At 71.3% G+C, this 25293-nt stretch carries 24 protein-coding genes; 9 read left to right on the top strand and 15 right to left on the bottom strand.

Annotation, left to right across the window (positions count from 1 at the left end):
- Positions 1-10: 10 nt before the first annotated feature.
- The 6 genes from ACFZDJ_RS23000 to ACFZDJ_RS22975 all read right to left on the bottom strand — a co-directional run bounded on the left by ACFZDJ_RS23000 (position 11) and on the right by ACFZDJ_RS22975 (position 8022).
- Positions 11-529 carry an AAA family ATPase gene (locus ACFZDJ_RS23000; RefSeq protein WP_391061059.1) on the bottom strand — a complete coding sequence of 173 codons (519 nt, stop codon included), beginning with the start codon at positions 527-529 and terminating at the stop codon, positions 11-13.
- Between the two features lie 55 nt (positions 530-584).
- Entirely contained in the window at positions 585-1094 is a 510-nt protein-coding gene (locus ACFZDJ_RS22995) for an O-acetyl-ADP-ribose deacetylase (RefSeq protein WP_168512990.1), read from the bottom strand.
- 76 nt (positions 1095-1170) lie between these two features.
- Positions 1171-2643 carry a beta-1,6-galactanase gene (locus tag ACFZDJ_RS22990; RefSeq protein WP_391061674.1) on the bottom strand — a complete coding sequence of 491 codons (1473 nt, stop codon included), beginning with the start codon at positions 2641-2643 and terminating at the stop codon, positions 1171-1173.
- A gap of 157 nt (positions 2644-2800) precedes the next feature.
- Entirely contained in the window at positions 2801-4210 is a 1410-nt protein-coding gene (locus ACFZDJ_RS22985; protein ID WP_384910562.1) for a phytoene desaturase family protein, read from the bottom strand.
- A gap of 1058 nt (positions 4211-5268) precedes the next feature.
- A complete protein-coding gene (locus ACFZDJ_RS22980; protein WP_390929873.1) occupies positions 5269-6114 on the bottom strand; it encodes an inositol monophosphatase family protein in 846 nt (281 codons plus the stop codon).
- 87 nt (positions 6115-6201) lie between these two features.
- Entirely contained in the window at positions 6202-8022 is a 1821-nt protein-coding gene (locus ACFZDJ_RS22975; protein ID WP_391061056.1) for a gamma-glutamyltransferase, read from the bottom strand.
- A 421-nt stretch (positions 8023-8443) separates the two neighbouring features.
- Here ACFZDJ_RS22975 and ACFZDJ_RS22970 point away from each other — a divergent pair, with 421 nt between their 5' ends.
- The 5 genes from ACFZDJ_RS22970 to lysA all read left to right on the top strand — a co-directional run bounded on the left by ACFZDJ_RS22970 (position 8444) and on the right by lysA (position 13152).
- Positions 8444-8962 carry a toxin-antitoxin system HicB family antitoxin gene (locus tag ACFZDJ_RS22970; protein WP_384910571.1) on the top strand — a complete coding sequence of 173 codons (519 nt, stop codon included), beginning with the start codon at positions 8444-8446 and terminating at the stop codon, positions 8960-8962.
- Positions 8963-9044: 82 nt separating this feature from the next.
- Positions 9045-9887: a DUF4097 family beta strand repeat-containing protein gene (locus ACFZDJ_RS22965; protein WP_391061054.1), complete on the top strand. Its 843-nt coding sequence runs from the start codon at positions 9045-9047 to the stop codon at positions 9885-9887.
- A gap of 160 nt (positions 9888-10047) precedes the next feature.
- Positions 10048-10827: a methyltransferase domain-containing protein gene (locus ACFZDJ_RS22960; RefSeq protein ID WP_391061052.1), complete on the top strand. Its 780-nt coding sequence runs from the start codon at positions 10048-10050 to the stop codon at positions 10825-10827.
- Between the two features lie 495 nt (positions 10828-11322).
- A complete protein-coding gene (locus ACFZDJ_RS22955) occupies positions 11323-11739 on the top strand; it encodes an SAV_915 family protein (protein ID WP_391061050.1) in 417 nt (138 codons plus the stop codon).
- A 9-nt stretch (positions 11740-11748) separates the two neighbouring features.
- The gene (gene lysA / locus ACFZDJ_RS22950) at positions 11749-13152 is read left to right on the top strand and encodes a diaminopimelate decarboxylase (protein WP_391061048.1); all 1404 of its coding nucleotides are present in this window, start codon (positions 11749-11751) and stop codon (positions 13150-13152) included.
- 224 nt (positions 13153-13376) lie between these two features.
- Here lysA and ACFZDJ_RS22945 read toward each other — a convergent pair whose 3' ends face one another.
- Both ACFZDJ_RS22945 and ACFZDJ_RS22940 read right to left on the bottom strand, forming a co-directional pair.
- Entirely contained in the window at positions 13377-13679 is a 303-nt protein-coding gene (locus ACFZDJ_RS22945; RefSeq protein ID WP_390929885.1) for a hypothetical protein, read from the bottom strand.
- Positions 13680-13831: 152 nt separating this feature from the next.
- Entirely contained in the window at positions 13832-14383 is a 552-nt protein-coding gene (locus ACFZDJ_RS22940; protein ID WP_391061046.1) for a GNAT family N-acetyltransferase, read from the bottom strand.
- Positions 14384-14526: 143 nt separating this feature from the next.
- Between ACFZDJ_RS22940 and ACFZDJ_RS22935 the strand changes: the two genes are divergently transcribed.
- Positions 14527-15591, top strand: coding sequence for a lipoate--protein ligase family protein (locus tag ACFZDJ_RS22935; RefSeq protein WP_390929887.1), 1065 nt, complete (start codon positions 14527-14529; stop codon positions 15589-15591).
- On the opposite strand, the gene ACFZDJ_RS22930 is transcribed toward ACFZDJ_RS22935, so the two are convergent.
- From ACFZDJ_RS22930 to ACFZDJ_RS22915, 4 genes are read right to left on the bottom strand one after another with little or no spacing between them, the layout of a single operon-like run.
- On the bottom strand, positions 15564-15695 hold the full coding sequence (locus ACFZDJ_RS22930) for a hypothetical protein (RefSeq protein WP_390929888.1): 132 nt from the start codon (positions 15693-15695) through the stop codon (positions 15564-15566). The genes ACFZDJ_RS22935 and ACFZDJ_RS22930 overlap by 28 nt on opposite strands.
- The gene (locus ACFZDJ_RS22925) at positions 15677-16237 is read right to left on the bottom strand and encodes a DUF4232 domain-containing protein (protein WP_391061044.1); all 561 of its coding nucleotides are present in this window, start codon (positions 16235-16237) and stop codon (positions 15677-15679) included. The genes ACFZDJ_RS22930 and ACFZDJ_RS22925 overlap by 19 nt, the downstream gene beginning before the upstream one ends.
- Positions 16238-16244: 7 nt before the next feature.
- Complete coding sequence (locus tag ACFZDJ_RS22920; RefSeq protein WP_391061042.1) at positions 16245-16967, bottom strand: response regulator; 723 nt, start codon at positions 16965-16967, stop codon at positions 16245-16247.
- A complete protein-coding gene (locus ACFZDJ_RS22915; RefSeq protein ID WP_391061040.1) occupies positions 16964-18076 on the bottom strand; it encodes a histidine kinase in 1113 nt (370 codons plus the stop codon). The genes ACFZDJ_RS22920 and ACFZDJ_RS22915 overlap by 4 nt, the downstream gene beginning before the upstream one ends.
- Before the next feature lie 216 nt (positions 18077-18292).
- Between ACFZDJ_RS22915 and ACFZDJ_RS22910 the strand changes: the two genes are divergently transcribed.
- The 3 genes from ACFZDJ_RS22910 to ACFZDJ_RS22900 all read left to right on the top strand — a co-directional run bounded on the left by ACFZDJ_RS22910 (position 18293) and on the right by ACFZDJ_RS22900 (position 20912).
- Positions 18293-19294 carry a carboxymuconolactone decarboxylase family protein gene (locus ACFZDJ_RS22910; protein ID WP_391061038.1) on the top strand — a complete coding sequence of 334 codons (1002 nt, stop codon included), beginning with the start codon at positions 18293-18295 and terminating at the stop codon, positions 19292-19294.
- Complete coding sequence (locus tag ACFZDJ_RS22905; protein WP_391061036.1) at positions 19291-20124, top strand: methyltransferase domain-containing protein; 834 nt, start codon at positions 19291-19293, stop codon at positions 20122-20124. The genes ACFZDJ_RS22910 and ACFZDJ_RS22905 overlap by 4 nt, the downstream gene beginning before the upstream one ends.
- A gap of 122 nt (positions 20125-20246) precedes the next feature.
- On the top strand, positions 20247-20912 hold the full coding sequence (locus ACFZDJ_RS22900; protein WP_384910608.1) for a hypothetical protein: 666 nt from the start codon (positions 20247-20249) through the stop codon (positions 20910-20912).
- Positions 20913-20988: 76 nt separating this feature from the next.
- On the opposite strand, the gene ACFZDJ_RS22895 is transcribed toward ACFZDJ_RS22900, so the two are convergent.
- The 3 genes from ACFZDJ_RS22895 to hydA form a co-directional block, all read right to left on the bottom strand.
- Positions 20989-22515, bottom strand: coding sequence for an NCS1 family nucleobase:cation symporter-1 (locus ACFZDJ_RS22895; RefSeq protein ID WP_385386982.1), 1527 nt, complete (start codon positions 22513-22515; stop codon positions 20989-20991).
- A gap of 194 nt (positions 22516-22709) precedes the next feature.
- A complete protein-coding gene (locus ACFZDJ_RS22890) occupies positions 22710-23729 on the bottom strand; it encodes a TIGR03842 family LLM class F420-dependent oxidoreductase (RefSeq protein ID WP_390929896.1) in 1020 nt (339 codons plus the stop codon).
- An 18-nt stretch (positions 23730-23747) separates the two neighbouring features.
- Positions 23748-25151 carry a dihydropyrimidinase gene (gene hydA / locus ACFZDJ_RS22885; protein ID WP_391061033.1) on the bottom strand — a complete coding sequence of 468 codons (1404 nt, stop codon included), beginning with the start codon at positions 25149-25151 and terminating at the stop codon, positions 23748-23750.
- Positions 25152-25293 lie beyond the last annotated feature (142 nt).

The following is a 25293-nucleotide window of genomic DNA, read 5'->3' as shown; positions in this document are numbered from 1 at the left end:
CCCGGCTCCCTTACAGGGACTTCACCCAAGCCGCGGTGTCACCGGGGCGGCCGAAGCGAAGCGTGTCGAGGGGCGCGAAGCGGGGGTCGCCGGTGCGGCGGGTGATTTCGCGGCGCCGGTTCGCGTGCTGGGACCAGGCCCACCGGACAGGGTGTTCCCGGCTCAGCCAGCCGGCCCAGGTCTCCCTGTTGCCACCGAACAGCGGCTCGCGTGTGACGGTGCGGCGGACGGAACGGCGCAGGACGCGGGGCAGGACGACCCGTTTGGGATAGTCCAGCCATATCACCGTGTCGGCCCGGTCCCACATCAGGTCACGGACCTCCGGACAGCCGATGGAGTCGATGACCCAGCCGGGTTCGGCGGTGATCCGCAGCACGTCCTCGCTCAGCTTCTCGTTCACGGCCCACCCGGCGCCGGTGAAGTACAGCGCGTCCATCTCGTGGTACGGCAGGCCGAGGCGGCCGCTCAGGCTCCGGGCGAGCGTGGACTTACCCGCACCAGTACTGCCCACCACCAAGATCCGCCGCATCCCCGCACCCTAACCGAGCCGGACCCCGCCGCGAGAAAGGGCGAGAAAGGGGTGGTCAGCGGACCTGCGCGGCGAACGCCTCGTACGCCGGCTCGTCGAAGAGGACGAACGTGACCTCCTCGACGGCCGTCTGCGTGGCCCGTACCGTCTCCACCGCTATCCGGGCGGCGTCGTCCATCGGCCACCCGTAGATACCGGCGGAGACGGCCGGGAAGGCGACCGTGCGGGCGCCGAGTTCGTCGGCCACCTTCAGCGACTCCCGGTAGCAGGAGGCGAGGAGTTCCGAGCGGTCCTCCTCACGACTGAAGACCGGGCCGACCGTGTGGATCACCCACCGTGCGTCCAGCTCGCCCGCGGTGGTGGCGACCGCCCGGCCCGTGGGCAGCCCCTTGCCGTACTGCGAGGCGCGGAGCTTGCGACAGTCGGCGAGGATGGCGGGGCCGCCACGGCGGTGGATGGCCCCGTCCACGCCTCCCCCGCCGAGCAGCGACGAGTTCGCCGCGTTGACGATCGCGTCGGCGCTCCGACGGGTGATGTCTCCCTGGACCAGGGTGATGGCGGTCATGACGGCCTCGGCTTCCTCGTATGCGGGCTTCGATCCTCGCCGCATCGCGCTCCGGCCGCCACGCGATAACCGACTGTCAGACGACCACTCCGTCGATCTCGAAGGTCTGCACGGACGCGGCGGAGAAGGCCGCCGTCAGCGTCTTGCCGCTCAGATAGGTGTCCGAGTGGGCGGTGTAGAGGTCGCCGCCGCCGGAGGTGACGGTGTTCCAGCGTCGTACGAGTCCGCCGCTGCCTCCGGTGACCTGGCTGAACTTGGACAGGTCGAAGGTGAGGTTCTGCGCGGCGCCGGAGTTGACGGCCACGATGACCAGGCGCTTCGCACTCGCGTCGTAGGCCGCTGCCGCGTATCCGACACCGGTGTCGATGATGGTCATGCCGGGGCGGATGTGCCGGCTGAACTGGGCCATCACGTAGTACTTGGTCTGGACGGTCGTCGGCTGGAGGGTGCTCTGGTCGTAGGCGATCATCGCCCAGCCGGTGCTGGGGTCCATCACCTGCCAGTAGACCCACGCGGTCGGATGCAGCCAGCGGAAGTCCAGGCAGAGGTTGCTCGCCAGGGTGAGGCCGGTGGCGTCGGAGTCGCCCGTCTCGGAGTTCCACAGCCGCTTGCCCGCCGTGGTGACGACGTCGGTGTAGAGGAGGTCACGGCGACCGCCCGAGCCCTGGTACCCGTGCACATTGACTCGGTTGACCTGGGCTTTCGTGGTCGAGCTGAAGGAGTTCCACGTCGTGCGGGCCAGGTCGTAGTTCGTCTCGTCGGACGCGGAGACCAGGGTGCCGGTCAGACCGCGCTTGTCGAGCTCGCTGCGCAGATACGGGAGGACGGCCGCCTGCACGGTGGCGTCCATGTGGCAGCCCTCCTGGGTGCCCGTCGCCGTCCACCAGCTGGAGGAGGGCTCGTTGAACGCGTCGACGGAGCTGAAGTTCACGCCCCAGTTGTTCTTCGCGTAGAGCGCCACCGCGGCCAGGTGGGAGGCGTGTTGACGGTAGTTCCAGGACTGGAGGTTGTTGCCGCCGCCGGACGCGCCGGACGGGTTGTGGTTGAGGCACATCCACCACATCGGCGAGTTGGCGAACAGCTCGCTGACGGCGCCGCGTTGGGTCGCCTTGACCAGGGCCGCCCGCTGGTTGGCGTCGGCCGTCCAGTCCCAGGCGGAGGAGGTGGGGTCCTCGTTGTTCCAGTCCTGCCAGTACCCCTCGATCTGCTTGAACGCGGGGATGTTGGCGGAGGCGACCATACTCGCGCCGCTCACGGTGTTCCAGCTGGACGCGCCCAGGTTGTAGCGGGCGATGTTGAGGCCGAGGCCCGGCAGCGTCTTGCCGCCGTACGCGACGGACTTGGTGGTGAAGAAGATGTCGGCGAAGTCGTCCCGGGCGCCGAACACATTGGCCCACCAGGCGAGGGAGGTGCCCCAGCCCTCCCAACTGCCGTACGTCGTACCGGGGTTGACCCCGATGGTCGCGTCGGCCCGAGCGGTGCCCGTGGCCAGCGCACTGCCGAGCAGCGCACCACCCGCCGCGGCCAGCACCGATCTGCGCTTGATCATGTGGAAGTCTCCTGTCACGGTCATGCCACGGCCCCATCGCATGATCAGGCCGGGGCGGGACGTTGTCGAGACACGTGACAGCGCTTTCTTCCTGTGAAACGAGGTACGGATGTGACGGCTTGCGCCGCCCCTGGTCAGGACTGGCGGCCGCCCCTGGTCAGGACTGGCGCAGGCGCCGCCACACGGCCTTCGCCGCGTTGTGCCCCGACATGCCGTGCACACCGGGGCCCGGCGGGGTGGCCGAGGAGCAGATGAAGACGGCCGGGTGCGGCGTGCTGTACGGGAACAGGGAGAGCTTGGGCCGCAGCAGGAGCTGGAGTCCGGAGGCGGCGCCGCAACCGATGTCGCCGCCCACGTAGTTGGCGTTGCGCGCGGCGATTTCGCGCGGGCCGGCGGTGGCGCGGGCCAGTACGCGGTCGCGGAAGCCGGGCGCGAACCGCTCCAGCTGCCGCTCGATCGCGTCCGTGAGGTCACCCGTCCAGCCGTTCGGAACGTGTCCGTACGCCCAGAAGACCTGCTTGCCCTCGGGGGCCCGGGAGGGGTCGACGACGCTGGGCTGCACCGTGATCAGGAAGGGGGCGTCCGGCGCCCGGCCCTCGCGCGAGGCCGCGCGCAGAGCGGTGGCGATCTCGGCGCGGCTCGCGCCCACCTGCACCGTCCCGGCGGTGCGTGCCTCCTCGGCCGTCCAGGGGACGGGGCCGTCCAGGGCGTAGTCGATCTTGAAGACGGCCGCCCCGTAGCGATAGTCCTCGTAGTACCGCCCGAAGCCCGCGATGCGGGACAGCGCGGCGGGTGAGGTGTCGAAGACATAGGCGCGGGCGGGCGGCAGGTCGTCGAGACGCTTCACCTCGTAGTCGGTGTGGACGGTGCCGCCGAGGTCCTTGAGGTACGCGGTGAGCGCGTCGGACAGGGACTGGGAGCCGCCGCGCGCGACGGGCCAGCCGCGGGCGTGCGCGGCCAGCGCGAAGACCAGGCCGACGGCGCCGGTGGCGATGCCGTCGAGCGGGGCCATGACGTGTGCGACGAGACCGGCGAACAGCGCCTGGGCCCGCGCGTCGCGGAAGCGCCGCATGAGCCAGGTCGAGGGCGGCAGCCCGGCCAGACCGAAGCGGGCGAGCGTCACCGGGTCACGGGGCAGGGCGGTCAGTGGCAGGGACATGAAGTCGTGGGCCAGCGTGTCCCACTTGGGGAGGAAGGGGGCGACCAGTCTGCGGTACGCACCGGCGTCGCGCGGGCCGAACGAGGCCGCCGTCTCGGCCACGGAGCGGGCGAGCACCGCCGCGGTGCCATCGGGGAACGGGTGCGCCATCGGGAGCTTCGCGTGCAGCCACTCCAAGCCGTACCGCTCCAGGGGCATCGCTCGGAAGGCGGGTGAGTTGATGCCGAGGGGGTGGGCCGCGGAACAGGGGTCGTGCCGGAAGCCCGGGAGTGTCAGCTCTTCGGTGCGGGCGCCGCCGCCCACGGTGTCCCGTGCCTCGAACACGGCCACGGAGAAGCCACGGCGGGCCAGCTCCACGGCAGCCGTCAGTCCGTTCGGCCCCGCACCCACCACGACCGCATCGAGCATCGACGGCACCTTCGGACTCCTTTGTCAGCCGACGGCCACTGGACATCAGGATATGCCGGGGGACTGACAGCCTTGATGGCGCGGGGGGTTGGGAGACGGGGAGTCGTCCGGCGAACGGCGGCTTTCACCAAGGCACCGTTGCCCGACAGCACCGGCCATCCCCGATACCGACCGACACCGGGTTCCCGGAGCCGCCTCGGGGGGCGGGGCCTTCAGCAGGCGGCGGGGTCGGGGCCATCGGCGGGGTCTGGCGCCGACGGGTCTGGCGCCGCCGGGTCCGGGAACCCGTCGGGGTCCGGGAACCCGTCGGGCCTTGGGCCGCCGGGGTCCAGGACCGCTGGGGTCGGAGGGCTGCCGGGACCCGGGACCCGCTGGGGTCGGAAGGCCGCCCGCCTCCAGAAACCCGCCGGGCCTTGGGCCGCCGGGGTCCGGGACCCGCCGGGGTCCAGAGAGCCGCCAGGGTCCGGGACCCGCCAGGGTCCAGAGGGCTTGGGTCTGGGGTTCTTGGGCCCGGGGTCGTCCGGTCCGGCACCGTCGAGGCCGTCGCGCCGAAGCGGTCGCGTCGGGGCGGTCACGCCGAAGCGGTCGCGCCGGGGGCGGTCACGTTTGGGGCCGTAGGTCGCCCACCGGCCCCGGCCGTCGTCGGCCTCGGGCCGCTCGTGCGGCCGTCGGCGCCGTCAGGCCTCCGCCTCCACCTTCGCCGAAATCGCCGGGCTTCGGCCGCTGTCAGCAGCGGCAAGTTCACTCGGGGCGTCGGCGGCCAGGCGGCTGCCCCTGCAAAGCCATCGGTATCGCCGGGCTCCCGGCGCTTTGAGCGGCGGCCGGCTCACGCGGCCGTCGCCCCCGGGCCTCTCACTGTCCTCGGGATGGGCCGCTGCCCGGCACGGTCCTCAGAGCCGTGGGCGCCCCCGTGACACGCGGCCACTCGCGTGGCCGTCGATCCGGTCAACCCCCTGCCATCCGCATGACCGGCCGTCGCGCGCCGCCGTCGGCCCAGGCACCCGCCCGCCACCCTCAGAACCGACCGCCTCACGCCGCCTCCGGAACCGTCGGTGGGGTCAGAGGCCGGCGGTCAGCAACCCCCGTACCCGTCGGGCCGTGGCCTCGTCGCGGGCCGCCGTGAAGGGGAGGGTGTTGCCTCCCGTGATGCGGAAGGGTTCGCCGGTGAGGGTCAGGTGGGCGCCGCCCGCCTCCTCGACGAGGAGCAGGCCCGCCGCGTGGTCCCAGGCCGCCTCCCAAGAAAAGGCCGTCGCGTCCAACTCGCCACGGGCGACGGCCAGATATTCCAGCCCCGCCGAACCGCAGGGACGCGGCCGCACGCCCTCGGTGCGCAGTCCGAGGAGAGCGCGCTTCTGCTCGTCGGTGGTGTAGTCGGGATGGGAGGTGGCTATCTCGAGGTCACGGCCGGGCGTGGGCGCCCCCGGGCGCAGCAGTTCGCCGTCGAGGTGGGCACCCCGGCCGCGCACGGCGACGGCGAGCTGGTCGCGGGCCGGGGCATAGGTCCAGGACGCTTGGACGACCCCGCCCACGGCGAGCGCGACGAGCGTGCAGAAACCGGTGTCGCCGTGGACGAACTGGCGGGTGCCGTCGACCGGGTCCACGATCCAGACCGGGGCCTGTCCCTGGATCGCCTCGTACGTCGCCGGATTGGCGTGGACCGCCTCCTCGCCGACCACGACCGAGCCGGGCAGCAGCTTGGCGAGCGCCTCGGTGAGGTACTCCTCGGCCTTGCGGTCGGCGTCCGTGACCAGGTCGTGCGGGCCGCTCTTCTCGTCGATCTCGTCCGCGGTCAGCTGCCTGAAACGCGGCATGATCTCGGCGGCGGCCGCCTGCCGGACCGCTTCTTCGACGTCGGACGTGCGGTGCGCGAGAAACTCGTCGATGGTTTCGATGTCTTCGATCATGGCTCCATGACAACACGCGCCACTGACAATCCCCACCCCTCCGGTGTACTCCGGGTGGAATCGCCGTGAATTCCCGGAGCGTGCTGATCAGCGCCCCACCGCGTACCCCTGCATCCCCCGCGGATTCGCCGCCGCGGACAGCACACCCGTCTCCGGATCCCGGGCGACCGCGCACAGCCGGCCCTCGGACCAGGCCTCGGCGACCTGGATGTCATGGCCGCGACGGCGCAGCTCCTCGACGACCGCCTCGTCCGTGCGGGACTCGACGGTGAGGCTGCCGGGGCGCATGCCGCGCGGGTAGAACGAGCCCGGGAAGCTGTCGTTGTGCCAGTTCGGGGCGTCGATCGCACCCTGGAGGTCGAGCCCGCCGCGTACCTCGGCGCGCAGCGCCACGGCCAGGAAGAAGTGGGTCTGCCACTGGTCCTGCTGGTCGCCGCCCGGGGTTCCGAACGCCATGACCGGGACTCCGTCGCGCAGCGCCAGCGAGGGTGTCAGCGTCGTACGGGGACGGCGGCCGGGTGTGAGGGAGTTGGGCAGCCCCTCGTCCAGCCAGGCCATCTGGAGCCGGGTGCCGAGCGGGAAGCCCAGCTCGGGGACGACCGGGTTGGACTGGAGCCAGCCGCCGCTGGGGGTGGCGGCGACCATGTTGCCCCAGCGGTCCACGACGTCGAGGTGGCAGGTGTCGCCCCGGGTGCCGCCGTCCCGGGCCACCTCGGGCTCCCCCGCGGCCCTGGCGACGGTGGGTTCGCCCGCGCCCGGCACCGCCAGCGCGTCGAAGCCCGGCTCCCCGGTGGCGACCTCGCGCGCGTGGCCGCTGATCGTCGGGGTGCGCCCTCCGGGGCTGCCGGGACGCAGCTCGCTGGAGGCCTTGTGGCCGATGAGGGCGCGCCGCTCGGCGTTGTACTCCTGCGACAACAGGTCGTCGAGGGGTACCTCGGCCGCGTCTCCGTACCAGGCCTCCCGGTCGGCCATGGCGAGCTTGCAGCCCTCGACGAGCAGGTGGACGTACTCCGCTGAGCCGTACCGCGGCAGCCGGGGCGGGAGCAGGGCGAGCTGCTGGAGGAGGACAGGGCCCTGGCTCCAGGGGCCCGCCTTGCACAGGGTCCAACCGCGCCAGTCGTACGTCGCGGGCGCCTCGTAGCTCGCGGACCAGGAGGCCAGGTCGGAGGCTGTCAGGGTGCCGGTGTGGCGCCTTCCGCTGGTGTCCATGGTGGGCCGCCCGGCCTGCCGTACCAGGGCCTCGGCGATGAAGCCCGAGCGCCAGACGTGGCGCGCCGCCTCGATCTGCGCCACGCGGCCGGTCTCCCCGGAGACCTCGGCGAGCAGCCGGCGCCAGGTCGCGGCGAGGGCGGGATTGCGGAACAGTTCGCCGGGACGCGGCGCCTTCCCGCCGGGCAGATACACCTCGGCCGACGAGGTCCACTGCGTCTCGAAGAGCGCACGCACCGACTCCACGGTCTCGCCGACCCGCCCCACGGGCGGGTGTCCGTCCTCCGCGTATCCGATGGCGTACTTCATGACGTCGGTGAGGGACCTCGTGCCGTGGTCACGCAGGAGCAGCATCCACGCGTCGAAGGCGCCGGGCACGGCGGCCGCGAGCGGCCCGGTGCCGGGTACGAGATCCAAACCGAGTCCCCTGTAGTGGGCGATCGTCGCCCCGGCGGGCGCTACGCCCTGCCCGCACAGCACACGCACCTCGCCGCCCGCCGGGGCGAGGATGATCGGGACCTCGCCGGCGGGTCCGTTGAGGTGCGGCTCGACCACGTGCAGCACGAAGCCCGCGGCGACGGCGGCGTCGTACGCGTTGCCGCCGTCCTCCAGGACGGCCATCGCCGACTGCGAGGCGAGCCAGTGCGTGGAGGACACCATGCCGAAGGTGCCCTGGAGGGTGGGGCGGGTCGTGAACATACGGCCTCTCACCTCGCTGTTTCCGCTCATCGGCCAGATCGACCGGCGCTCAGGATCGATCCTGGGGAGTTATCCGGGGAGTATCTGGGGAGTTCGGGTCAGACCTCTCCTCGCTCCGCTCCCCCAGCAGGCTATCGATCGCCCTGCGCCCCTCCTTCCCCGCCTCCGGCACGAATGAGGCCGGCCCTGGCGAGCGCAGATGGCACCGCTTGGCACCATCCGGCGCCACTCGGCGCCATTCCGCGCTCTCAACAGCGCATGAGCACGCATGGCACCACAATGGCTCGGGATACCCTCTTCACGTTTCCGCAGGTAGGGCAGCTTCCCTCAAAGCCTTCCTATGCGGCTTCCCTCAAAGCCTTCCTATACAGAGTGCCACCCGGACTTGCATGTGGCGCCACAGTGGTGCCACGATGGCGTCATGGACCTCACTCCGTATGTCGACAACCTCCGCCGCGAACTCGCGGTGGCTGCCGAGGCCGGGGGCGACGCAGCCCGCGAGCTGGCCGAGAGGCTCACCGCTCCCCTGGAGTCGGCGACCCGACTGACCATGCTCAACGTGCTCTCCGCCGCGATGGACGAGATCACCCGCGAACTCGCCCCGGGCTCGGTCGACGTACGGCTGCGCGGACTGGACCCCGACTTCGTGGTGACGCTGCCGCCCGCCGACGGCGGTGCCCCCGCGGAGCCGACCGCGCCCCTCGAACCACTCAAGACCCCGGCCCCGGCCGACGGCGACGAAGGCGGCACCGCCCGCGTCAACCTGCGCCTACCGTCGCACCTCAAGGCCCGCGCCGAGGAGGCAGCGAGCCGCGAGGGCCTGTCGGTCAACGCGTGGCTGGTGCGCGCCGTGTCGGCCGCGGTCGACGGCGGCACGCGGCCGCGTACGACGGAGACGACCCGCACCAACGGACAGAGCTTCACCGGCTGGGTGCGCTAGCCGCGCCCGCGCCCGCACCACTTCACTCACACCACGTCCCACCAACGGGGACGTCCCAAGGACTCATGAGGACGGGACAGCCATGCCTTCTTTCGACACTCCCGAACCGATTTCGGTCACCGCCTACGTGTACGCCGGTTCCATCGGGTTCACCGCGGGCGAGCGCCTCGACACCGTCGTCGAGGTGCGGCCCCGCGACCCGAAGAAGGACCTGGACGTACGGACGGCCGACCAGACCGAGGTCACCTGCGCGAGCGGCGTCCTGACCGTCACCACCCCCAAGGCCAACCTGCTCGGGCGCGGCGGCACCGTAGACGTGACGGTCGAACTGCCCGCGGGCTCGAACATCGACGTGACCGGCGCCGGGGCCCGTGTACTCGGCGAGGGCCGGCTCGGCGAGGTCCGGGTGAAGACCTCGGCCGGCGACGTCCGCCTCGACACCACCGGCCCGCTGCAACTGAAGGCGTCGCACGGCTCGGTCACCGTGGAACGGGTCGAAGGCATGGCCGAGATCACCAGCAGCACCGGTAACGTGCGCGTCGGCCTCGTCGACGGCCCCGCCGTCCTGAAGAACTCGCACGGCGCCACGACCGTCGGCACCGTCACCGGCGAGCTGCGGGTGAGCGGCGCCAACGGCGCCATCGACATCGCGCACGCCGAGGCCTCGGTCACCGGCACCACCACCAACGGCGGCCTTCGCGTCGCCGAAGTCGCCTGCGGCACCGTCCAGTTGGAGACCGCCAACGGTCCCATCGAGGTCGGTATTCGCGAGGGCACGGCCGCCTGGCTGGACGTCAGCTCCAACCGCGGGCAGGTACACAACGCGCTCCCCGCCTCCGAGGCCCCGGCGCAGACCGAGGACACCGTCAAGATCCGCGCCCGGACCAATTGGGGCAACATCGACATCCTCCGCGCCAAAGCCTGAGCGCCCGCCCCGCGAACTCGCCCGCTCCCCCGTCACTACAGCCTCCGAACGGGAGGACTCCATGCCTTCATCTGTCATGCCCACATCCAGGCGGAGTGACGGTCAGCCGTCGCCGGCCGCCGTCTGGCGGGGTGGCCGACAGCGCCGATAGCGTGACCGCGTGGACCAGGATGAACGGTTACTGCACGCCTCGTCGTTCGGCGCAGCGGCGGTCGCATACGCCGAGCACCGTCCGGACTACGCGCAGGCCGCGGTGCGCTGGGCGCTCGAGCCCGCTCCCGGCCCGCGCGTGCTCGACCTCGGCGCCGGAACCGGCAAGCTGACCGCCACGCTGGTCGCGCTGGGTGCCGAAGTCATCGCAGTCGAGCCCGACCCGTCAATGCTTGCCGAACTGCGCCGCTCGCTGCCGGCTGTCCGTGCCCTGTCGGGTAGTGCCGAGGCGATACCGCTGCCGGACGCGTCTGTCGATGCCGTGCTGGCCGGCAACGCCATGCATTGGTTCGACATGGCCGTCGCGGGACCCGAGATCGCCAGGGTCCTCGCACCAAGCGGCGTCCTGGCCGGTCTGTGGAACGTCATGGACGACCGGGTCGAGTGGGTGGCCGGGCTCGCGCGGGTCAGCGGGAGCGCGGCCATCGGCCCGCGTGACACGCCCACCAGCTGGCGCGCCGAGACGGCAGACATGCACCTTCCAAAGACCGACGTGGCCGCCCGGTTCGGCTCGCCGGAGCAGGCCGAGTTCCCGCACGGGCAGCGCCGCACCGCCGACTCCCTCGTCGCGACCCTCGCGACGCGCGCGGGGGTGCTGGTAATGCCGGAACAGGAACAAGAGGCCACGCTGGGCCGGATCCGCGCATTCCTCGCGAGTGGGCCGGAGACCGCCCGCGGCGAGTTCATCCTCCCGATGCTGACCGGCGTGCTGCGCGTCCGGCGGCTGTGAAGCGTCACACGGAAACGTTCGGTGACGCCCCTTGGACCGCCCGTGTGGATACTTTGCGGAGGCCGGGGCCGCGACTGCCCGGTCGGCGGCAACTGCGTCCCACGACGTAACCGACTCGATCCCGTACGCGCCCGTACACGCCCGTACGCGCTGTGGACCACTGTGTCCGGGTGCCTTGTCGTGCCGTGGAACCTCGGTGGTCTGCCTGACGATCCCGCGCCGACACGCCTTCGGCCGCTCCCGTCCTGCCCGCCAGCGGCCGAGGGCTGCCCCGGAGCTGCCTCGGTGCTGCGCCGGTGCGGTTCTGCCCGCAGCCTCGGACACGCCGCTGACCAGGCACCCTCCTGCCCATCAGCGTCGCGTTATGGGTCGGGGGCTTCCCGTCAAGCATCCGTCAGTGAGGGCCCCCGTACCCGCTCGGGCGGGCATAGCTTCATCGAAGCGCCCGGCAGATCCGCCCGAGCGGCGCACGTCGCCTTCTTCAAGGAGCCGCACATGTCTCCAGTCGAGCATTCCGAGGACCCCGAGCCTTGTGAACGCGTCCCGGCCGGACTTCTCTTCGTCCCTGTCCGGTCGGGGCCCGCGGGCTGTACGGCCCGCCTCTTCCGCACCCCCCTCGGCGGCCGTACGGCCGCCGGCTTCACCTCGGCGGCGAAACTCACCGCCACACTGGGCCCGGACCAGGCCTCCATCAGGCTCTCCGAACCCGCACTGCGCGCCCTCGCCGCGCCTCTGGGCGTCACCGCCCTCACCGTCGACCCGCAGTTCTCCGCCCCCTCGGCCGACCGCACCGCGGCCACGGTCCGTGAGCGCGAGAACTCCTGGCGCCGCTGGCATCCCCAGCACGTCGGCGCCCTGCGGGTGACCGGCGCCGCCGCCGTCGTCGCGTGCCTGAACCTGCTGATCGGCTGAGGAGGCGTCATGTCCATTCAGGAACTGCCCGCTCAGGAACTGCCCGCTCAGGAACTGCACCCGGCACCCGGGGCCGACAGCCCCGGCGAAGCAGCCCACGCCGACGCGCGAGACGCCGAAGGCCTCTCCGTCTGGCCCCGCTCCGCCCGCCCCGAACCGCACGGGGACGTCTCCGTCGGCGGAGTCTCCCTCGCCGAGGCCGCCGACCGCTTCGGCACCCCGGTCTACGTCCTCGACGAGCAGGAGGTCCGCGAGCGCTGCCGCACGTATCGCACCGCGTTCCCCGACGCCGACATCGTCTACGCCGCCAAGGCGTTCCTGTGCCGGGCCATGGCCCACTGGGTCCAGGAAGAGGGCCTGGGCCTGGACGTCTGCTCCGCCGGCGAACTCGCGCTCGCCGTCACCACCGGCTTCCCGCCGGAAAAGATCGTGATGCACGGCAACGCCAAGAGTCCCGAGGACCTCCGCACAGCCCTCCGGCTCGGTGTCGGACGCATCGTCGTGGACAGCGCCTCCGAAATCGCCCGGCTCGCCGCGATCACACCCGCCGGGACCCGCCAGCCGGTGATGGTGCGCGTGGTACCCGGCATCGCGGCCGGCGGACACGCCAAGGTACGCACCGGCACCGACGACCAGAAGTTCGGCCTGTCGCTCACGGACGGCTCCGCGCAGCACGCCGTCACCCGGATACTCGACCAGCCGCATCTCGAACTCGTCGGCCTGCACTGTCACATCGGCTCACAGGTCGCCGCCGTGAAACCGTACGTCGCGGCGGTGCGGCGCATGGTCGGACTGCTGGCCCGCATCCGCGACCAGCACGGCATCGCCCTCCCCCAGCTGAACATCGGCGGCGGCCACGCCATCGCCTACCGCCCCGGCGAGGAACACCTGAACATCTCCGTCCTTGCCGGGCGGGTCCGCGCGGAGCTGGAGGACGGCTGCGCCCGCGCCGGACTGCCCGTGCCCCGGCTCACCCTCGAACCCGGCCGGGCCATCGTCGGCCCCGCCGGGGTCGCCGTCTACCGGGTGCTGGCCGTCAAACGCACCGGCGCGCACACCTTCGTCGCGGTCGACGGCGGTATGAGCGACAACCCCAGGCCCGCGCTGTACGGAGTGCGCTACGCACCCCGCCTCGTCGGCCGCCCCTCCTGCGCACCACCCCGCCTCGTCACCGTCGTGGGCCGACACTGCGAGGCGGGCGACGTCCTCGCGGACGAGGTCGCCCTCCCCGGCGACGTACGCCCCGGTGACCTCCTGGCCGTCCCGGCGGCCGGCGCCTACCACCTGTCCATGGCCTCCGGTTACAACCTCGTCGGCCGCCCGCCGGTGGTCGCGGTGTCGGGCGGCATCGCGCGGGTCCTCGTACGGCGTGAGTCGCTGGACGACATGAGCCGCCGGGACGTCGGGCTGTAACACCGAGTCCCTTCCCTGGACCTCCGCCGAACTTCCCCTCGGCGGAGGACTGCCCGTCCGGCACGATCACCTTCGGCAACCGGCGGGCGAGCGCGTTCCTCCCGGTCGGGGCGGTCCCCATGGAGCGACTGGCGCAGGCCGCGCTCCTCTCCAGCCTGGCCGACGAGACGCCGGAGGGCCGCTCCATCGTCGAATTCGCCTACGAGAACCACGAGTTGACCCGGTCAGCCGACCGTGACCTTGAAGGGGCTTCCGTTGCGGATGCCCAGGGCCGCCCTCACCACCACCGGGTCCGCCGAACCATGCACCGCGAACTCGGCCCTCCCGATACCCAGGCGGGCGGCCTTCTGCCCGCGGTAGCGGAAGTACACGGCCATTTCGTGCGGACCCGTCGTGACCGGGACTTCCGTCGTCCCCCACTGCGCCGCCAACTCAGTCCCGTCGATGTCCATGAACGGGCGGGTGAAAACCAGATGGAAAGGGCGGGCTATCCACGAGGGGCGAATATCGACGCTCAGTCGTGCCATCACTCAATCCTTGTCATGGAGCGTCCCGTTCGCTGTCGCTCAGGCGGCACCGTCCGAGAAACCTAGGGGTGAACAGTCTTTCAGAGTCAACGTTGACTCGTTCAAGGTCCAACGCCACCAGAGCCCGAACCATTGGCGATCGGCATCCCGATTCATGACCCGCCTCCGAGGATCCTGAGGGCGGGGATCCGGTACAGCACACACTGACGAAGTGGCCCTTCGGGCACGCTCGGATCCTCGAAGTCGTCCGCCGGGTCCCGGGTCATGCCGATCCGGCGCATCACCGCCTGGGAACGAAGGTTGTTGACGGTCGTCGACGCAACGACCTCCGACAGCCCCAGGGTCTCGAAGCCGAAGGCCAGGCAGGCCAGGGCGGCCTCGGTGGCGTAACCGTGACCCCACGCCGAACGCGTCAACCGCCATCCGACATCAACCCCCGCGAACGGCATGTCCTCGCCCACCTGGTCCAAGCCGACGCGGCCGACGAACTCACCGGTCTCCCGTGCTTCGAGCGCCCACCACCCAAAGCCTCGCTCGTCGAACTGGGCCCGCATGAGTGCCACCGCGGCATCGCTCTGCTCCCGCGTCAGCAGTTCCCCCAGGTGTTCTCGCACTTCGGGATCGGCGTTCATCGCCGCCCACGGTTCGAGGTCGGACTCCCGCCACCGGCGAAGCAGGAGACGATCGGTACGCAGTTCTGGCATGCCGTCCAGCCAACGCCATCACGATCAGGGTGTCGATCGGTTATGCCGAACATGGCGAACCCCGCGGAGCCGGGCCCGCGCCGACCGGAATCAATCATCGCAGGTGGACGTTGCCGCTCCTGGGACGGAACGGAGGCGCATCGGTGCACGGTGAGTACAAGATTCCCGGCGGCAAGCTCGTCGTGGTGGATCTGGACGTCGAGGACGGAGTGCTGCGCCACGCGCGCGTGGCGGGTGATTTCTTCCTCGAACCGGACGAGGCGCTGGACGCCGTGAACCACGCGCTGAACGGCGCCCCGGCGGACACCGACACGACGGGCCTCGCGGCTCGCGTCGACGCCGCGCTCCCCGAGGGCACCGTCATGTACGGGCTGACCTCGGAGGGCATCGGAATCGCGGTGCGCCGGGCGCTCGCGCACGCCACCGACTGGACGGACTACGACTGGCAGCTGATCCACGAGGGCCCGCAGTCCCCGGCGCTGCACATGGCCCTGGACGAGGTCCTGACCGCCGAGGTCGCCGCGGGCCGCCGCCCGCCCACCCTGCGTGTGTGGGAGTGGGGCGCCCCGTCGGTGATCATCGGCAGTTTCCAGTCCCTGCGCAACGAGGTCGACCCGGAGGGCGCCGCGCGGCACGGCATCGAGGTGGTGCGCCGGATCTCCGGGGGCGGCGCGATGTTCGTGGAGCCCGGCAACACCATCACCTACTCGCTCTGCGTGCCGGAGGCGCTCGTCCAGGGACTGTCGTTCCAGGACAGCTACGCGTATCTGGACGACTGGGTGCTCGGCGCGCTCGGCGACATGGGGATCAAGGCCTGGTACCAGCCGTTGAACGACATCGCCACGGAGCAGGGGAAGATCGCGGGCGCCGCCCAGAAGCGGATGGTCGGGCCGGGCGGCGGACCCGGCGCCGTGCTGCACCACGTGACCATGTCGTACGACATCGACGCCGACAAGATGGTCGAGGTGCTGCGCATCGGCCGCGAGAAGCTCTCCGACAAGGGCACCAGGAGCGCGAAGAAGCGCGTGGATCCGCTGCGCCGGCAGACCGGGCTCGCGCGCGAGGCGGTCATCGGGCGGATGATCGACTCGTTCCGCGGCCGGTACGGGCTGACGGACGGCAAGGTGACCACGGAGGAACTGAACCGTGCCGAGGAGCTGGCCCGGACGAAGTTCGGGTCTCAGGAGTGGACGGCGAGGGTGCCGTAGCCGGACGGGCGCTCCCAGGAGTGGCCGGTCGAGGTCTTCAGGAACAGCCGGTCGGGGTCTTTCAGCAACAGCCGGTCCCGTTCTCTCAGGACACGGACACCCACGCCGTCGTCCCGAGCGTGTTCTGCGGACCGATGTCGAGAGGCTCCGCGGGCCGTACGTTCAGGGCCTCGCGCCCCTGCTGCGGGACGACCCGGAGGTACCTGCCGTCCTCGGCGGCCATCCGCCAGTACAGGCCCGCCCGCGCGCTCTCGCCCGGGGCGAGCGTGAGCGGCGCGGCGCCGGGGTCCTCCGGCGCCATGAACACCTCGTCCGTCCCCTCGACGGTCCGCACGCCCGTGAGCGGGGCGCCCTTCTCGTCGAGGACGCGGACGGCCGGGTAGCCCTTCACCTCGTACGGCCGCTCCGAGCAGTTGGTGAGGGTGAGGGTCATGGCCCGCAACCCCATGGCCCCGTCGACGGGGCCGGTGCCAAGACGCACCCCGGACGGCGGGCAGCCGTGCGCCTGTTGGACCGCGACGGCGGGCGAGCGGGCCGCCTTGGGCTTGTGGGCGGGTTCGGTGAACAGACCGCAGCCGCTCACGGCGAGCGTCAGCGCACCGGCGAGGGCGGTGGCGCGTAACGGTCCCAGGTCTGTCGCGATCACCGAGCGATCATCCCACGCCCCCCTGCGCTCCCTGCCGCCCCGACCACCTCCGACGCACCCCCCAGTTCGCACTCCCCCGCGCCGTCACCAAGCCCGACTCGTAGGCGAACACGACCAGTTGGGCCCGGTCGCGGGCGCCCAGCTTCGTCATCGCCCGGCTGATGTGGGTCTTGGCGGTGAACGGGCTGATGACCATGTGCACGGCGATCTCCTCGTTGGTCAGACCGCGCGCGGCGAGTGCCGTGACCTCGCGTTCGCGGCGGGTGAGGCTCTCCAGGCCGGGCGCGGTGGCCCGGTCCGGGGGCCGGGCGACGAACTCGCCGATCAGGGTGCGGGTCACGGACGGGGACAGCAGCGCCTCTCCCCGTGCGACGACCTCGATGGCCTGGAGCAGGTCGGCGGGCTCGGTGTCCTTGAGCAGAAAGCCGCTGGCCCCGGCCCGCAGCGCCTCGAAGACGTACTCGTCCAGGCCGTAGTTGGTGAGCATGACGACGCGTACGGCGGACAGCTCCGGGTCGGCGGCGATACGGCGGGTGGCCTCGATGCCCGACATCACCGGCATCTGTACGTCGACAAGGGCGATGTCCGGCAAGGACGCGCGCACCAGCGCGAGGCCCTGCTCGCCGTCGGCGGCCTCGCCCACGACCTCGATGCCGTCCTCGGCGTCGAGCAGGGCGCGGAAACCGGCGCGCATCAGCGCCTGGTCGTCGACGAGCGCGACCCTGATCACGGCACCTCCTCCGGTATGCCCAGCGGAAGTTCGGCGCGCACCGAGAAGCCGCCCTCCGAGCGCGGTGCGGCGTGCAGCGTGCCGCCGAGGGCCGTGACGCGTTCGCGCATGCCGGTGAGGCCGATGCCCGGGGTGGGCGGACGGGACGGGTCGGCGCCGCCGTCGTCGTCGACGCATATCGTCAGGTCGTCCGTGCTGTAGTCGAGTTGGACGGCCACCTTGGCGGGGCCCGCGTGGCGCGCGGCGTTCGTCAGGGCCTCCTGGACGATGCGGTACGCGGCACGGTCCACGGTCGCCGTGAGCGGACGCTCCTCGCCGCTCACCGTCAGCTCCACGGCGAGGCCGGCCGCGCGGGCCCGCTCCACGAGCAGCGCGGGGGTGCCGGTCGGCTCGTCGGTGCGCAACACCTCCAGGGTGGCCCGCAGTTCGCGCATCGCCTCGCCGCCCGCCTCCTGGATGGCGAGCAGCGCGGGCGAGACCTCCTCACCGCGTTTGCGGGCGAGGTGGACCGCGACGCCCGCCTGGAGCTTGACGATCGAGATGCTGTGCGTGAGCGAGTCGTGCAACTCGCGGGCGATCCGCAGCCGTTCCTCGCCCGCGCGGCGCAGGGCCGCCTCCTCACGGGTCCGTTCCGCCTCCATCGCGCGCTGTTCCGTCTGGCGCAGATACGCCTGCCAGTTGCGGTCCGCGAGGCCCGTCACCAGGGCGCACAGGAACCAGCCGGCGAGCAGGAGAGAACGCTCGGCGCTTGCGCGCGCCGTGAGGTCCGTCGTCACGAACGCCGCCAGGAACAGGGCGCTCGCGAGCGCCGCCACCCCCCGGTGACCCGCTCGGGCCGCCGTGTGCACGGCGCCGAGGACGGGGAGGGCGGCGAGGGTGCCGGGGTGGGCGTGCAGGACGTACGCCGTCGTGGTGACCGTACTGACCGCGAGTACCCTGCGCGGGGCGCGGCGGTAGGCCGCGAGGGCGAGGGAGCCCACGGTGATCAGCGCGTAGTCGGCGGGGGTCGCGCCGTCGCCGACCGCGGCCGCGGTCATGACGAGGGCACCGACCACGACCCCGAGGGCCGCGTCGGCCAGGTGCCTGCGGGTGACCTGGTCCAGCGCCATGTTCCGCACGATAGACGGCCGTTCGGACAGTGGCGTCAGACCTGTGGAGGGGGCCCGGCGTACTCCGCCTGGAGTAGATCACGGCGCGCGCGGGCCGGGTGGGCGTAGCCCGGACTGCCTTCCGGTGGACGACGACCGTGGACGGGTCCCCGGAGGAGGGTGGCAACGGCGGCCAAGCCGGCGGCCCCGCGCTCATTCCCCACAAGGAGGCGCCCCATGCCCAGTCCCTTCCGATACACCACCCCGTCTCCGCCCAAGTCGGCCACCGGCCGCGTGGCGGGCGTCTACGCCCAGCTCGCCGACGACTTCGGCATCGAGCGCGCGGTGACCTTCGTCGTGCTCTCGCCCGCTCCCGATCTCATGGCCTCCGCCTGGGCGTTGATGCGCGAGTCGCTGATCGCGGGCGCGGGCAGCCGGACGGGGAAGGAACTCGCGGCTCTCGGGGTGTCCGTGGCCAACCGGTGCCCGTTCTGCGTCGACGCGCACACGATGCTGCTGCACGCGACCGGGGACCACCGGCTCGCGGAGACGGTGGCGCGCGGGGGGACGCCTGCCGACGAGGAGCACGCGCGTGTGCTGGCGTGGGGCGGGGCGACCCGGACCCCGGGGGCGGCGGAGTTGGCGCCGTACCCCTTCCCCGTCGCACACGCCCCCGCGTACATCGGCACGGCGCTGTCCTTCCACTTCATCAACCGCGTGGTGTCGGCGCTGCTCACCGAGAGTCTGCTGCCCGGCAACGCGCAACGGTTCCGGGCGGTGCGGAGTCTGGCCGGACGGTCCGTCGCCCGGACGGTGCGCCGGCGACCCGCGCCGGGTGCGGGCCTGGAACTCCTCGACGACCCCGGGCCCGGTCCGGACTGGGCGCGCGGGACCACCGTCGGCCCTGCCTACGCCGCGCTGCGGGCCGCCGCCACCGAGGGGGAGGGTCTTCTCGACGAGGCCGACCGGGTCCTCGTACGGGAGACGCTCCGGGACTGGGACGGCTCACACCCGCCGCTCGCGTGGGACGGACTCCCCGACCGTTCGCGGCCCGGGGCGCGGCTCGCGCTGCTGGCCGCGCTGGCCCCGTACCGGATCACGGACGAGGACGTGACGGCCTGGCGTAAACCCATCCATACCGATCACTGTCTGGTGCATCTGGTGGCGTACGGCGCGTTCGCCGCCGTCGACCGGATCGAGAGCACGCTTCCCGCCCGCACGGCCGAGGAGACCTCATGACACAGATCGCCAACTTTGCTCAGGCGCGGGCCTGGAACGGCACTCTCGGCAACCACTGGGCGAGCCACCACGAGCGCTATGACACGCTCGTGTCGGGCCTGAACACCGCGCTCTTCGACGCGGCGGTGATCGCTTCGGGCGACCGCGTCCTGGACGTCGGCTGCGGGGCCGGTGCGACGACCCGGATCGCGGGCCGGCCGGCGGCGCACGGGCACGCCGTCGGGGTCGACATCTCGGCGCCCCTGCTCGACCAGGCCCGGGCGACGACCGCCGCGCAGGGGGTCACCAACGTCGCGTACGAGTTCGCCGACGCCCAGATCCACCCCTTCCCGGCCGCCGGATACGACGTCCTGATCAGCCGGGGCGGGGTGATGTTCTTCTCGGACCACGCGGCGGCGTTCCGGAACCTGTCGCGCTCGCTGCGGCCGGGAGGGCGGCTCGCGTTCGTCTGTCCGCAGCCCGCCGGTCCCGAGGCGGAGGAGTCACGCGCCCTGAGCCTTTTCGGAGAACTCCTGGACGAACCGGACGCCGCAACGGTCGCCGTCCAGGCCGCCATGGCCTCCCTGTCCGACCCGGCGCGCATCCGCGAGGTCCTGCACGGGTGGGACGACGTGACGGTGACGCCGGTCGCGACGGAGACGACATGGGGACGCGACGCCGCGGACGCCGTCGGCTTCATCCTCTCCCGCGCGCCCGGCCGGACGGTCGACGTCGACACGCGCGCGGCCCTGCAGGACAGCTTGCGCCCTTATGAGACGGATCGCGGTGTTCGACTCCGGGCGGCGGTGTGGCTGGTGACGGCGAAGTGGCGCACGGACGGTCCCCAGTGAGGCACAGTCATCACACAGCCACGGAGTGAGTTGGCACTTCCGCCCCACAGGGAGTCATGTGACACTGGCGTTCCGTCCGCAGTGTGGACTCCTTCCGCACCGTCCCCCACGAGAAGTGCGCCGTGCATTCTCTTCCTCTGCCACTCGCCCTCACCGCGCGCCTGCTGCCGGTCGCGGTCCTCGCCTGCACGGGCTGGGCCATGTCGTCCGGCACGTCGACGACGACCCCGGCCGCCACCGATCACAAGTCGCCCCAGACGCCGCAGTCCCCGTCGGGCCCCGCGGCGACGGCGGTCGCGAAGACGTACACCGCGGCCCCCGCGCCCTGCACCGGCGTGACGGAGAAGACGGTCAAGGCCCTTGTCCCGGGCGCCAAGACGGCCGGCCAGGAGATTCCGTCGACCGACAGGACGGTGCGCCGCACCTGTTCCTGGAACGCGCTCAAGGGCTTCGACTACCACTGGCTGGACGTCTCGTACGAGATCAAGGATTCGGACGAAGCGGCGCAGAAGTCCTATACGGGGCGCGTCGCGGACAAGAGCGGCGGAGGTGCGGTTCCCGGCCTCGGTGACTCGGCCTACTCCGTCGTGAACCTCACCACCACGGACAAGCAGCAGACCCGTGAGGGGGTGGTGATCGTCCGCGCGTCCAACGCGCTGGTGGTCGTCACGTACAACGGCAGCAACTTCGAGACGAAGAAGGCTCCCAGTACGGACGAGATCAACAAGGGGGCCATCAAGGCCGCCAAGGACGTGGTGGCGACGCTGGAGAACGGCCAGAAGGGCTGACCGTTCTCCAACCGCCGCGCTGATCCGACAGCTGGTCTTCATCAGCCGCTCTCCGACGGCTGCCCTCCCTCACGCGTCAGACTGCGGTCTTCTCCCTGCCCCGCAGCAGCATCAGGGCCAGGTACAGCACCATCGACGTACCGAGTCCGACCGCCCAGCCGTAGTCGGCCAGGGACTTCAGCGCCGGAATGGGCCGCCCGTCGATCAGCGGATGGAAGTCGGCGCCGCCGACCGCCAGGACGCCTCCGGTGACGAAGGCGACGACGGCCCGCCAGTTCCAGCCGCCGTCGTACCAGTAGCGGCCGCCCGTGCGGTACAGGTCGGCGAGGTCGAGCTTGGTGCGGCGCAGGATCCAGTAGTCGGCGATGAGGATGCCGGCGACGGTGCCGAGCAGACCACCGACGAGGCCGAGCCAGGTGAAGATGTAGCCCTGCGGGTCGGAGTACAGCTTCCAGGGAAAGATCAGCACGCCGAGGACACAGGTGGCGAGTGCGCCGGTACGGAAGTTGATCTTCCGCGGTGCGAGGTTGGAGAAGTCGAAGGCCGGCGAGACCAGGTTGGCCGCGATGTTCACGGACAGGGTCGCGACCAGCACGGTGACCAGCGCGTAGAGGAGGCCGAAGACGTTGTCGGTCTTGGCGGCCAGCTGGACCGGGTCCCAGATGGCCTCGCCGTACACGGCCTGCGAGCCCGAGGTGACCATGACCGACAGGAAGGCGAAGAGCGTCATCGTGGTCGGCAGACCGAGCGCCTGACCCCAGGTCTGCGCCTTCTGGCTCTTGCCGTACCGGGTGAAGTCGGGGATGTTCAGCGACAGCGTGGACCAGAAGCCGATCATGCCCATGAGCGAGGGCCAGAACAGCTTCCAGAAGTCGCCGCCCCAGCCGAGCTTCGAGGGCTGGTCGAGCAGCGGGCCGAAGCCGCCCGCCTTGCTGCTCATCCACCACAGCATCGCACCGGCGCCGACGAGCACGAAGGGCGCCGCCCAGTTCTCGAAGCGGCGGATCGTCTCCATGCCCCGGTAGATGATGGCGACCTGGAGCACCCAGAAGATCGCGAACGACAGCCACATGGTCCAGGCGTAGCCGCCGACCTTCGAGGCGTTGGCCCAGCTGTCGCCGATGAGCTTCCCGGCGAGGAAGTAGATCGCCTCGCCGCCGATCCAGGTCTGGATGCCGAACCAGCCGCAGGCCACCAACGCCCGAACGACAGCGGGCAGGTTGGCCCCGCGGACACCGAAGGAGGCGCGGGCGAAGACGGGGAAGGGTATGCCGTACTTCGGCCCGGCATGCCCGGTGAGCAGCATCGGGACCAGCACGATCAGGTTGGCCAGCGCGATGGTGAACACGGCCTGCTTCCAGTCCATGCCGACGGCTATCAGGCCGGAAGCCAGGGTCCAGGAAGCGGTGTTGTGGGCCATGCCGACCCAGAGCGCCGAGAAGTTGTACGTGGTCCACGTGCGCTTCTCGACCGGGACCGGCAGCAGGTCCTCGTTGGCGTAGGGGCCGCTGGGTGCGGGCGTGTCGGGCGCGATCTCCACCCGGCCGTCGGTGAGCGTGACTTGAGCGACGGGCGGGCCCTCGCTGGGGACGGTCTCGGTCATGGGCAGGCCAATCAAATGAGGAGTGACGGGAGAGGCCGTGCGGGTGACGCCGTGGGGGGTTGTGCGGGTGCGGTAGTGGGGCGATCCCCTTCCCCGGACGGAGGGAAGGGGACGTATGGGGAGGGGGAGCGGTGGCCGGGGTACGGCCGGTGGTGCGGTGGGCGACCGGAGGCCGGCCGCCCACAGAGGCGCTGTCAGCCGTTGACGGCCGGGATGACCTTCGACCCGTACGCGTCGATCACGGCCTCCTGCGCGTCGTGCATGTCGTACACCGCGAACTGGTCCACGCCCAGCGCGCGCAACGCCTTCAGCTTCTCGATGTGCTGCTCGGCCGTGCCGATCAGGCAGAACCGGTCGACGATCTCGTCCGGCACGAACTTGGTGTCGGGGTTGTCGCTGCGCCCGTGGTGGGAGTAGTCGTAGCCCTCGCGCGCCTTGATGTAGTCGGTGAGTTCCTCGGGCACGGCGGCGGAGTGCTCGCCGTACTTGGAGACCAGGTCGGCCACGTGGTTGCCGACCATGCCGCCGAACCAGCGGCACTGCTCACGCGCGTGGGCGAGGGCCTCCGGCGAGTCGTCCTCGGTGATGTACGCGGGCGCGGCCACGCAGATCTTCACCTCGGAGGGGTCGCGCCCCGCCTCGACGGCCGCGTCCTTCACGGCCTTGACCATGTACTCGGTGAGATAGAGGTCGGCGAGCTGGAGGATGAACCCGTCGGCCTCCTCGCCGGTCATCTTCAGGGCCTTGGGACCGTACGCGGCCATCCAGACCGGGAGTTCGGCACCGGGCTTGACCCAGGGGAACTTGACGACGGTGCCGCCGAGGTCGGCCTCCTCGCCCCGGCCGAGGGCACGGATGACCTTCATCGCGCCGCTGATCCGGGCGAGCGTGTTGGGCTTGCGGCCGGCGACACGCATCGCCGAGTCGCCGCGCCCGATGCCGCACACCGTGCGGTTGCCGTACATGTCGTTGAGCGTCGCGAAGGTGGAGGCGGTGACCTCCCAGGTGCGGGTGCCCGGGTTGGTGACCATCGGCCCGACCGTCAACTTCTCGGTGTTCGCGAGGATCTGACTGTAGATCACAAAGGGTTCCTGCCACAGCACGGCCGAGTCGAAGGTCCAGCCGTACGTGAAGCCGCTGCCCTCGGCGCGCTTCATCAGGTCGATGACGCGGGAGGCCGGGGGGTCGGTCTGCAGGACGAGTCCGAAGTCCATGGCGCCACTCCTAGTCGCTCAGAGAAGGTACTGACAGGTGGAGCGGGGGGTGTAGACGCCGTGACCGGCGCGTCCGGTGAACTCCCGCTCGGTGATGACCGGTTCGCCGCGCGAGAGCACGGTCTCGACCTGCCCGGTGACGCGCTTGCCCTCGTACGCCGAGTAGTCGACGTTCATGTGGTGGGTCTCGACCGACATGATCTGCTCGGCGTGCGGGTCGTAGATGACGATGTCGGCGTCGGCGCCCGGCGCGATGGTGCCCTTCTTCGGGTACAGGCCGAACATCCGGGCCGGGGTGGCGCAGGCGATCTCGATCCAGCGGCGGCGCGAGATGTGCCCGTCGACGACGGCCTGGTGGAGCAGGTCCATGCGGTTCTCGACGCCCGGAAGGCCGTTGGGGATCTTCGAGAAGTCGCCCCGGCCGAGCTCCTTCTGGCCCACGAAGCAGAAGGGGCAGTGGTCCGTCGACACGACCTGGAGATCGTTGGTGCGCAGGCCCCGCCACAGGGCGGCCTGATGCTCCTTGGGCCGAAGGGGCGTGCTGCACACGTACTTCGAGCCCTCGAAGTCCGGTTCCGCGAGGTTGTCGGTCGACAGGAACAGGTACTGCGGGCAGGTCTCGCCGAAGACGTTCAGGCCCTCGTCACGCGCCCGTGCGATCTCGGCGACCGCCTCCTGCGCCGAGACGTGCACGACGTACAGCGGAGCGCCCGCGACCTGGGCGAGCTTGATGGCGCGGTGGGTGGCCTCGGCCTCCAGGAGCGCCTTGCGGACTTCCCCGTGGTAGCGCGGGTCGGTCTCGCCGCGCGCCAGTGCCTGTTCCACGAGGACGTCGATCGCGATGCCGTTCTCGGCGTGCATCATGATCAGACCGCCGTTCTCGGCGGAGCGCTGCATGGCGCGCAGGATCTGGCCGTCGTCGCTGTAGAAGACGCCCGGGTAGGCCATGAACTGCTTGAAGGAGGTGACGCCCTCCTCGACCAGCAGGTCCATCTCCTTGAGCGTCTCCTGGTTGACGTCGGAGACGATCATGTGGAAGGCGTAGTCGATGGCGCACTTGCCGTCGGCCTTGGCGTTCCAGGCGTCGAGGCCCTCGCGCAGCGAGTGGCCGACGCTCTGCACCGCGAAGTCGATGATGGTGGTGGTGCCGCCCCAGGCCGCGGCCCGGGTGCCCGTCTCGAAGGTGTCCGAGGCGAAGGTGCCGCCGAAGGGCAGCTCCATGTGGGTGTGGGCGTCGACGCCGCCCGGGATGACGTACTTGCCGGTGGCGTCGATGGTCTGCTCGGCCGTCCACGACTCGGCCGCCGGGGTGCCGGTCGCGGCGAGGGCGACGACCCGGCCGTCCTCGATCAGGACGTCGGCGTGGATCTCGTCGGACGCGGTGATGACGAGGCCATTACGGATGACGGTACGGCTGCTCATGCTCCCTCTCTCCTGCCGTGCGCTGAAAACTGCGGGTCACTCGTGGCTGGTCGCGCCCGCGCGGCGGAGCCGCGCGATGCCACAGCCCCGCGCCCCTTTCGGGGGGCGCGGGAAGCCCGGCGGACTCCAGAGCCCCGCCGGG

Source organism: Streptomyces sp. NPDC007896 (genome assembly GCF_042959425.1).
GTDB lineage: Bacteria > Actinomycetota > Actinomycetes > Streptomycetales > Streptomycetaceae > Streptomyces.
The sequence above is the reverse complement of the archived record's forward strand: the minus strand, read 5'-3'. Positions and strand labels throughout refer to the sequence as shown.

What these genes read in the sequence shown, in the direction of transcription:
- ACFZDJ_RS22905 (WP_391061036.1), top strand. Translation starts at nt 19,291, where the DNA reads ATGACACAGATCGCCAACTTTGCTCAGGCGCGGGCCTGGAACGGCACT.
- ACFZDJ_RS22940 (WP_391061046.1), bottom strand. Translation starts at nt 14,383, where the DNA reads ATGCCAGAACTGCGTACCGATCGTCTCCTGCTTCGCCGGTGGCGGGAG.
- ACFZDJ_RS22915 (WP_391061040.1), bottom strand. Translation starts at nt 18,076, where the DNA reads ATGGCGCTGGACCAGGTCACCCGCAGGCACCTGGCCGACGCGGCCCTC.
- ACFZDJ_RS22965 (WP_391061054.1), top strand. Translation starts at nt 9,045, where the DNA reads ATGCCTTCTTTCGACACTCCCGAACCGATTTCGGTCACCGCCTACGTG.
- hydA (WP_391061033.1), bottom strand. Translation starts at nt 25,151, where the DNA reads ATGAGCAGCCGTACCGTCATCCGTAATGGCCTCGTCATCACCGCGTCC.
- ACFZDJ_RS22970 (WP_384910571.1), top strand. Translation starts at nt 8,444, where the DNA reads ATGGACCTCACTCCGTATGTCGACAACCTCCGCCGCGAACTCGCGGTG.
- ACFZDJ_RS22995 (WP_168512990.1), bottom strand. Translation starts at nt 1,094, where the DNA reads ATGACCGCCATCACCCTGGTCCAGGGAGACATCACCCGTCGGAGCGCC.
- ACFZDJ_RS22945 (WP_390929885.1), bottom strand. Translation starts at nt 13,679, where the DNA reads ATGGCACGACTGAGCGTCGATATTCGCCCCTCGTGGATAGCCCGCCCT.
- ACFZDJ_RS22890 (WP_390929896.1), bottom strand. Translation starts at nt 23,729, where the DNA reads ATGGACTTCGGACTCGTCCTGCAGACCGACCCCCCGGCCTCCCGCGTC.
- lysA (WP_391061048.1), top strand. Translation starts at nt 11,749, where the DNA reads ATGTCCATTCAGGAACTGCCCGCTCAGGAACTGCCCGCTCAGGAACTG.
- ACFZDJ_RS23000 (WP_391061059.1), bottom strand. Translation starts at nt 529, where the DNA reads ATGCGGCGGATCTTGGTGGTGGGCAGTACTGGTGCGGGTAAGTCCACG.
- ACFZDJ_RS22955 (WP_391061050.1), top strand. Translation starts at nt 11,323, where the DNA reads ATGTCTCCAGTCGAGCATTCCGAGGACCCCGAGCCTTGTGAACGCGTC.
- ACFZDJ_RS22985 (WP_384910562.1), bottom strand. Translation starts at nt 4,210, where the DNA reads ATGCTCGATGCGGTCGTGGTGGGTGCGGGGCCGAACGGACTGACGGCT.
- ACFZDJ_RS22990 (WP_391061674.1), bottom strand. Translation starts at nt 2,643, where the DNA reads ATGATCAAGCGCAGATCGGTGCTGGCCGCGGCGGGTGGTGCGCTGCTC.
- ACFZDJ_RS22910 (WP_391061038.1), top strand. Translation starts at nt 18,293, where the DNA reads ATGCCCAGTCCCTTCCGATACACCACCCCGTCTCCGCCCAAGTCGGCC.
- ACFZDJ_RS22975 (WP_391061056.1), bottom strand. Translation starts at nt 8,022, where the DNA reads ATGTTCACGACCCGCCCCACCCTCCAGGGCACCTTCGGCATGGTGTCC.
- ACFZDJ_RS22980 (WP_390929873.1), bottom strand. Translation starts at nt 6,114, where the DNA reads ATGATCGAAGACATCGAAACCATCGACGAGTTTCTCGCGCACCGCACG.
- ACFZDJ_RS22895 (WP_385386982.1), bottom strand. Translation starts at nt 22,515, where the DNA reads ATGACCGAGACCGTCCCCAGCGAGGGCCCGCCCGTCGCTCAAGTCACG.